Here is a 7,570-nt window from a genome sequence, read left to right as displayed (position 1 = left end):
TTGATGCCGACCACCTCTTGAGCGATCGCGGCGACGCGAGTCTGCGCCGCCGAAACGACACGCTGCCGGTTCTTGTGCGCCTCCTCGTAGGCGATGACCACGCGCACGTCGTCGGGAGCCTTGAGGTCCTTGATCGCCTCCACCGCGTCGGTCTGGTTGAGGCCGTCGTAGTCGCGGATGGGCAGCTCCTCAGCATCCAGCACACCCACGGTCGCGCGACTAGCGTGCAATGCGTCGGCGGTCCGGTCCGCTCCCTCGGAGCGGGTGACCCTTTCCGCAGCCTTCAGCGCTGCATTCTGCGACGCGGACAGCGCCTTAGCGGCAACCTCGCCGGCGTTGCCCCCGCGCTCGATGATGTCCTTGATCGCGGGTCGAGTAGAGCGCACCGCATCGACGGCGCGGTCGACTCCGCGGGCGGACCAGGCGACCGGCAGGTTGAACAGTTTGACGGCCGTCCCCGCGGCCGCCTGCAGCGGCGTGCGACGCAGCGCAGCCGGGCCGCCGAGCGCGTCTTCGGCGAGCACGGTGGTCAGCCATTCGACCGTCGCATGGTGCGCGGTGATAAGGCGATCGGCGAGGTCGACGATTTCCTGCTCCTTGGCCGCGACGGCCAGAGCCTTCGCGTAACGGGCACGGTCCAGCAGCTGGTCTTCGAGGGCCAAGTCGCCCAACAGCGCCTCGTCGAAGGGTTCTGCCTGCTCTGTCAGCGCCTTGACCAGCGCGGCGGCGCGACCCAGGAACGGGCCCACCACATCGGGATAGCCACCGAGGTTGCGGATCGCGGCCTCGATCGCCACAGCGCGCTCGCGGCCGTTCTCCGCGTTCTGGGTGAGCTCGCGGCGCACCGCCTCAGTACGTGCCTGCGCGACCCGGGTTTCCGCGATCTGGATTTCGGTGTGGGTTAGATCCAGCAGACTCCGCAATTGCGCGAGCAACCTGGTCGTATCCGTTGAAGTCATTGCTTGTCGGCCTCCTAGCGAAAGAAACGGGGTGTCGACGCGAATGCGTCCGTACTACTCGCCTACCCGATTATCGCCGCAGACCAACATGCGTCGCTAGCGTCGCGACGAAAGTCGCACTTAGATCACGAAATTCAGACGTTCGACAATCCGCGCGCCGACATCCTTGTCGCCGTCGAACTCGACGTCGGAGGACCGCGCCGGGCACATCGGCCGCCCGCCCGCGAGCCGGGTGAACTGCAGCGCGTCCAGCCGGATGGTCGCTGTGGGCTCGGAACCGCCGAAGTCGTCGACCACCTGCGCGCGGCCGTCGACCCGCACGCGGATGGTGCGGGCCAGGGGGCCGGTCAGGTCGAACAGGACCCGGGACCCGTCGGGCGCCTGGCCCAGCTTGCCGACGACGAAGGCCATGCTGCCGGCGATCTCGTCGAGGGACATCCGCGCCGGGGACCCGTCGATCTCGGCGTCCGTCGACGGCCGTCGCAACCCCACCCGGATGTCCTGTTCGTGCATCCAGCAGTCGAACACCCGCACCCGCATGAACCGGCCATAGCTTTCGGGGCCCACCGGCGTAAATGTCTGCGCGTTCCACTCGTCGTCGGACATGGCCGTCAGCGCCTCGCGCCGGCCCTTGGTCACCGAGCGGAACTGCTCGAGGACGGCGCTGCCCGGTTCCCCGGCCAGATGCCGCACCCAGCATTCGTTGAGCGCGCCGATGTCGTTGCGCACGTGATCGAGCGCCTTGACGTCCACGTCCGGTTGCGGTGGGGAGATGCCGGTCAAGAACGACTCCGTCCCCACGATGTGCGACAGCACGGCCTTGACGTCCCAGGCTGGCACCGCGCTGGCGGCCAGCCAGTCCGCCTCCGGCAGGCCGTCCAGGAGCGCGTCGATGTCATCCCACACGGCGAACAGACCGGCGAGAACTTCGGATTTGTCGAGCTTGGTCAGGGGTCGGTCAGCCAGGTTGGACATGGTCGGATCGTATGCCCAACGTCTAGCCCGCAGCGATCAATGCCACCGAACCCATCGCCATCAGCATGCCGACCGCCTGCCAGCGGGTCACGCGCTCACGCAGCACAACCATCGCCAGCACCACCGTCGCCGCCGGATACAGCGAGATCAGGATGCTGGCCAACGAGAGCAGCCAAGCGTGCAACGCCAGCAGCATCGTCACGTTGGCGACGATGTCGAGCAGCGCCGCCGCCAACGCCAGCTTCAGCGGCTTCCCGCGCGGCAGGCGCAGGTTGTGGCTGAACGCGGCCAGCGCGAACACCACCGCGGTGGCCGAGATCCGGGCGAACACCAGCGGCCACAGCCGGCACTCATGCGGCGCCTGGTGCAGGAACACCAGATCCAGCCCGAACGCGGTCCCGGCCACGATCGTCAACAGCGCCACTCGGGTGGTGAACCGGTACGGCGAGACGGAGCTGTCGGTCGCTTCCCGGCCGACGAGCAGCACCGCGACGATCGCCAGCACCACGCCCACCGACGCCGCCGCGCCCGGGCGCTCCCCCAGCGCGACGCCGGCGGCGACGGGCACGGCCGCGTTGAGCACGGCCGCCAGCGGCGAGACCACCGAGATCGGGCCGGAGCCCAGCGCCGCGAAGAACGCCCACATGCCGATCGCCTGGCTGACGCCGTACAGGCAGCCCCACACGACGGCCCCGGTCTGGACTGGACCGCCGACGGCGATGGCCAGCACGCCGAGCAGCACCATCTCGACGGGATACGCGGCAAGCATTACGCGCAGCGCCGCGACGCGGCGGGAAGCCACACCGCCCACGAAATCGCTGACGCCGTAGGTTACGGCCGACAGCTGCGCGTATGCGGCGCCAATCAGTTCATGCCCTTGGCTCGGCGGCCGAGTTCTCGGACCACCTCGCGCTGGGCGTCGCGGCGGGCCATGTCCTGGCGTTTGTCGTACGCTCGCTTACCGCGCGCCAACGCGAGCTCGACCTTGACTTTCCCTTCGGAGAAATACAGAGACAACGGCACCAGGGCGAGGTTACCATCGCGGATCTTGCCGATCAGGGTGTCAATTTGCCTGCGGTGCAACAACAATTTCCGGTTTCGGCGTGGTTCGTGGTTGGTCCAGCTGCCGTGCTGATACTCGGGAATGTGCAGGTTACGCAGCCATATTTCGCCGTCGTCGACGGTCGCGAACGCGTCCGCGAGCGACGCGTGGCCCTCGCGCAGGCTCTTTACCTCGGTGCCCTGCAGCGCGACCCCGGCCTCGAATAGCTCGACGATCGCATAGTTGTGCCGGGCCTTGCGGTTGGTGGCAATGATCTGTTTGCCACCGCGTTTGCCGGGCGGGTTGTTGGCCACCGTCGCTACCGCCGCAGGTATATGCGCAATGTCACATACGCGGTCAGCCCCGACATCACCACACCGAGCAGGACGAGCCACGGCGCGATGTAGAGGATGTTGGCGTAGTCGACCTTCGCGACCAGGTTGGCTTGATAGAACTGCCGCAGCGCGTTGTCCAGGAACAACGCCCGCACCCCGACGAGGCCGAGCAGGGCGATGCCCACGCCGAGCGTCGCCGCCAGCATCGCCTCCACCAGGAACGGCAGCTGCGTGTACCAGCGGCTGGCGCCCACCAGCCGCATGATTCCGATCTCCGTGCGCCGCGTATAGGCCGCCACCTGGACCATGTTGGCGATCAGCAGGATCGCGCCGATCGCCTGGACCAGCGCGACGGCGAAGGCGACATTGCTCAGACCGTCGAGCACCGCGAACAGCCGGTCAATCAGGTCCTTCTCGTTGAGCACATGGTCAACGCCGGGCTGGCCCTGCATGGCCGCGTCGAAGTCCTTGTGCTCCTCGGGATTGTCCAGCTTGACGATGAACGACGCCGGGAAGGAGTCCTTGCCGGCCACGTCCTTGAACTGCGGGAACTTGCGGATCGCGTCGGCGTAGGCGTCGTCGCGGTTGAGGAACCGCACCGATTTGACGTCCTTGCGCGCCTCGATCTTGCCGCGCAGCGCCTTGCAGGGGTCCGCGTCGCACGTCGCGTCGTTGGCCGAGACGTCGGTGGTCAGGAACACCTGGGATTCGACGCGGTCCAGGTAGATGGCCCGGGAGTTGTCGGCCAGCTGCACCACCAGTAGCCCGCCGCCGAACAGGCCGACGGAGATCGCGGTCGTCAGGATCATCGCGATCGTCATGGTGACGTTGCGACGCAGGCCGGTCAGGACCTCATTGAGTAGGAAGCCGAAGCGCACTTAACGATCCATCCCGTAAACGCCACGCTGTTCGTCGCGAACCAGCCTGCCCAGTGAGAGTTCGACCACGCGCTGCCGCATCGAGTCCACAATGTGGTGGTCGTGGGTCGCCATCACCACCGTCGTCCCGGTGCGGTTGATCCGCTCCAACAAATCCATGATGTCCTGACTGGTGTCGGGGTCGAGGTTGCCGGTCGGCTCGTCAGCCAGTAGCACCAGCGGCCGGTTGACGAACGCGCGGGCGATCGCCACGCGCTGCTGTTCGCCGCCCGACAGCTCGTTGGGCAGCCGGCTGGCTTTGCCGGACAGGCCGACGGTCTCGAGCACGTCCGGCACGACCCGGTTGATCGTGTCGGCGCGCTTGCCGATCACCTCGAGCGCAAACGCGACGTTGTCGAACACCGTCTTTTGCTGCAGCAACCGGAAGTCCTGGAAGACACAGCCGATCACCTGCCGCAGCTTCGGTATGTGACGACCACGCAACTTGTTGACGTGGAACTTCGAGACCCGGACGTCGCCCGTGGTGGGCACCTCCGCGCCGAGCAGCAGCCGCATGAACGTCGACTTCCCCGACCCCGACGGGCCGATGAGGAATACGAACTCGCCCTTGTCGATCTTGACGTTGACGTCATCCAACGCCGGGCGCGCCGACGACTTGTACTGCTTGCTGACATGGTCCAGCGTGATCATCACGGCACGCCAGTGTAGCGGTGATTTTCGCTGGCTCGCGAAAATCAACGGGCCGGCAGCGACGGCGTGGGCGTCGGACCGGGGCCTGTTTGGGGTTGCTGGGAAGGCCCCGGGCTGGGCGAACCGGGGGTCGTGCTGGGCGTGCAGAACGGCGGTATGCACGGCAGCGTCGGCAGCACGAACGGCGGCGTGGTCGTCGTGGTCGGGGGCGGGGGCGGCGGCGGCGTGGTCGTAGCTGGCGGCTGCAGCTGCGTGCGTGGCACCAGCGTGTAGTCGGACTTGGGGTCCGGGACATAGCCCCGGTTGCCGCCGCTTCTGTTGTCGAAGGTGTAACCCGGCGGCGGCGGTGGTGCGACCGTGGTCGTCTTCGAGGACGACGTTCCGGCCTGTTCGTGTGCCTGGATCCACAGCAGCGCTATGAAGGCGGCGATGAGAGCCAGGGTGGACGTTCGCAGCCGACCGCCGAACGCGTACTTCGGCCAGCGCTTCTCGTCGTCCTCCCGGCGTTTCTCGAAGATGTTGAGTGTCAGTTTCATCGGTGCTACACCGAGCCTTGCAAGTTCTTGTCGGTTTTCTCTCGCGCGCCTGCCGCTTCGCTCTCAGCGGGGGAAACGGCTGCGTCATCGACCAGGCCCACGGTGGCATCCGCCGCGGTCACGATCCCGGCCCGGGCCAGGGCCCGAATCACCAGCACCCGCAGCTCGCGCCCGGCCTCGAACTGCTTGCCGGGCAGGGTGCGGGCCACCAGGCGCAGGGTGACGGTGTCGACCGCGATGCTCTCCACGCCCATCACCGTCGGGGCATCCAGCAGCAACTCCCCCAGCAGCTTGTCGTCGCGTGCGCGCTGGCACTCCTGATGCAGGACCTCGTTGACGCGGTTCAGGTCGGTGCTGGTCGACACGGGTATGTCGACGACGGCGCGTGCCCAGTCCTTGGAGAGGTTGGCGGCTTTGATGATCTGGCCGTTGGGCACCGTGAAGACCTCACCGTCCGCGGACCGTAACCGGGTCACCCGCAGCGTCACATTCTCGACGGTCCCGTAGGCCTCGATAGCGGAGCCGAGGGAGAGCTTGACGAGGTCGCCGAACCCGTACTGACGCTCCGCGATGATGAAGAAGCCCGACAGCAAGTCCTTGACCAGCTGCTGTGCGCCGAAACCGAGCGCCGCACCCACCACGGTCGCCGGCGCCACCAGGCCGCCCACCGAGAATTGCAGGACGTCGCTGATCTGCATCATGACGACGATGCCGATGAGCACGATCGACACCCAGCGGATCACCGATGCCACCGCTTGACGGTGTTTGGTCGCCTCCGAGCGCACCAGCGCGTCGCTCTCGGCGAAGCCGAGGTCGAGACGCTGTGTCACCTGTTGGGCGACCCAGCTCACGAAGCGGGCGGCCAGGACCGCGCCGATCAGCAGTATGACAATGCGCAGGCCACGCTCGCCGGCCATGCTGTGCCAGAAGTCGTGCCAGTAACGGGTACTGGTCGACCAGGCACTCGCTAGAACAGTTGTGTTAGTCGTCATCTTTTCGGTTGCGCCAGCGAATTCCCGCTTCCAGGAATCCGTCGATGTCTCCGTCCAAGACGGCCGCCGGATTGCCGACCTCGTACTCGGTCCGCAGATCCTTGACCATCTGATAGGGGTGCAAGACGTACGACCTCATCTGGTTACCCCAGGAGCTGCCGCCGTCCCCTTTCAGTGCGTCGAGCTCAGCGCGCTCTTCTAAGCGCTTGCGCTCCAACAGCTTTGCCTGCAGAACGCGCATCGCCGCCACCTTGTTCTGCAGCTGCGACTTCTCGTTCTGGCAAGTGACCACGATACCGGTTGGTATGTGGGTGAGCCGAACCGCGGAGTCTGTGGTGTTGACCGACTGGCCGCCTGGCCCACTCGAGCGGTAGACGTCTACCCGAATGTCCCCCTCGGGTATGTCGATGTGGTCTGTGGTCTCCACCACAGGCAGCACCTCGACTTCGGCAAACGACGTCTGGCGGCGGCTCTGGTTGTCGAACGGGCTGATCCGCACCAATCGGTGTGTGCCCTGCTCGACGGACAGCGTGCCATAGGCAAACGGCGCGTGCACGGCGAACGTGGCGCTCTTGATGCCCGCCTCTTCGGCGTAGGACGTGTCGAACACCTCGACGCCGTACTTGTGCTGCTCGGCCCACCGGATGTACATGCGCATCAGCATCTCGGCCCAGTCGGCGGCGTCCACCCCGCCGGCGCCGGATCGAATGGTGACCAGCGCCTCGCGCTCGTCGTACTCACCGGACAGCAGCGTGCGCACCTCGGTGGCCTCGATGTCGGCGCGCAGCGCCTTGAGCTCGGCGTCGGCCTCGGCCAGCGCTTCCGCTTCACCCTCCTCGGCGGCGAGCTCGTAGAGCACCGGCAGGTCGTCGAGGCGTTGTCGCAGTTCCTCCACCCGGCGCAGCTCACCCTGGGTGTGGGACAGCTCGCTGGTCACCTTTTGCGCGTGGTTCTGGTCGTCCCAGAGCTTGGGATCGGACGCCTCCACCTCGAGTTTCTCGATGCGGCGGCGCAGACCGTCCACATCGATGACGCGCTCCACCGTGGTCAGGGTGGAGTCGAGCGCGGCGATGTCGGCTTGACGGTCGGGTTCCACAGCTGACCAGGTTACCGGTGGCACGGTTTAGCATCAGATGACCATCGTGTGCACCGCACGACTGCGA

9 protein-coding genes are annotated in these 7,570 nt (G+C 66.6%); all 9 read right to left on the bottom strand.

Translation table 11 applies throughout. The features are described from left to right. Window positions 1-959 (bottom strand): ferritin-like domain-containing protein (locus AC5Y5V_RS23050; protein ID WP_499940228.1); only part of this gene is annotated, 959 nt, incomplete at its 3' end. A 120-nt stretch (window positions 960-1,079) separates the two neighbouring features. Then, the gene (locus AC5Y5V_RS23045; protein ID WP_499940239.1) at window positions 1,080-1,925 is read right to left on the bottom strand and encodes a maleylpyruvate isomerase family mycothiol-dependent enzyme; all 846 of its coding nucleotides are present in this window, start codon (window positions 1,923-1,925) and stop codon (window positions 1,080-1,082) included. 31 nt (window positions 1,926-1,956) lie between these two features. After that, complete coding sequence (locus AC5Y5V_RS23040) at window positions 1,957-2,802, bottom strand: EamA family transporter (protein ID WP_499940238.1); 846 nt, start codon at window positions 2,800-2,802, stop codon at window positions 1,957-1,959. Then, window positions 2,799-3,290 carry an SsrA-binding protein SmpB gene (gene smpB / locus AC5Y5V_RS23035; RefSeq protein ID WP_499940227.1) on the bottom strand — a complete coding sequence of 164 codons (492 nt, stop codon included), beginning with the start codon at window positions 3,288-3,290 and terminating at the stop codon, window positions 2,799-2,801. The genes AC5Y5V_RS23040 and smpB overlap by 4 nt, the downstream gene beginning before the upstream one ends. A gap of 5 nt (window positions 3,291-3,295) precedes the next feature. After that, on the bottom strand, window positions 3,296-4,189 hold the full coding sequence (gene ftsX / locus AC5Y5V_RS23030) for a permease-like cell division protein FtsX (protein WP_499940226.1): 894 nt from the start codon (window positions 4,187-4,189) through the stop codon (window positions 3,296-3,298). After that, window positions 4,190-4,879 (bottom strand): cell division ATP-binding protein FtsE, encoded by a 690-nt coding sequence (gene ftsE, locus AC5Y5V_RS23025; RefSeq protein WP_499940237.1) that lies wholly within the window; start codon window positions 4,877-4,879, stop codon window positions 4,190-4,192. A gap of 44 nt (window positions 4,880-4,923) precedes the next feature. Further along, window positions 4,924-5,415, bottom strand: a complete 492-nt coding sequence (locus AC5Y5V_RS23020) for an Rv3103c family proline-rich protein (protein ID WP_499940225.1) — start codon at window positions 5,413-5,415, stop codon at window positions 4,924-4,926. Window positions 5,416-5,420: 5 nt separating this feature from the next. Next, window positions 5,421-6,407, bottom strand: a complete 987-nt coding sequence (locus AC5Y5V_RS23015) for a mechanosensitive ion channel family protein (RefSeq protein WP_499940224.1) — start codon at window positions 6,405-6,407, stop codon at window positions 5,421-5,423. After that, complete coding sequence (gene prfB / locus AC5Y5V_RS23010; RefSeq protein WP_499940223.1) at window positions 6,397-7,503, bottom strand: peptide chain release factor 2; 1,107 nt, start codon at window positions 7,501-7,503, stop codon at window positions 6,397-6,399. The genes AC5Y5V_RS23015 and prfB overlap by 11 nt, the downstream gene beginning before the upstream one ends. Window positions 7,504-7,570: the final 67 nt, after the last annotated feature.

It is taken from the genome of Mycobacterium sp. NGS68 (assembly GCF_059812195.1).
Note: the sequence above shows the minus strand (reverse complement) of the source record. Positions and strands in the feature narration are given on the sequence as shown.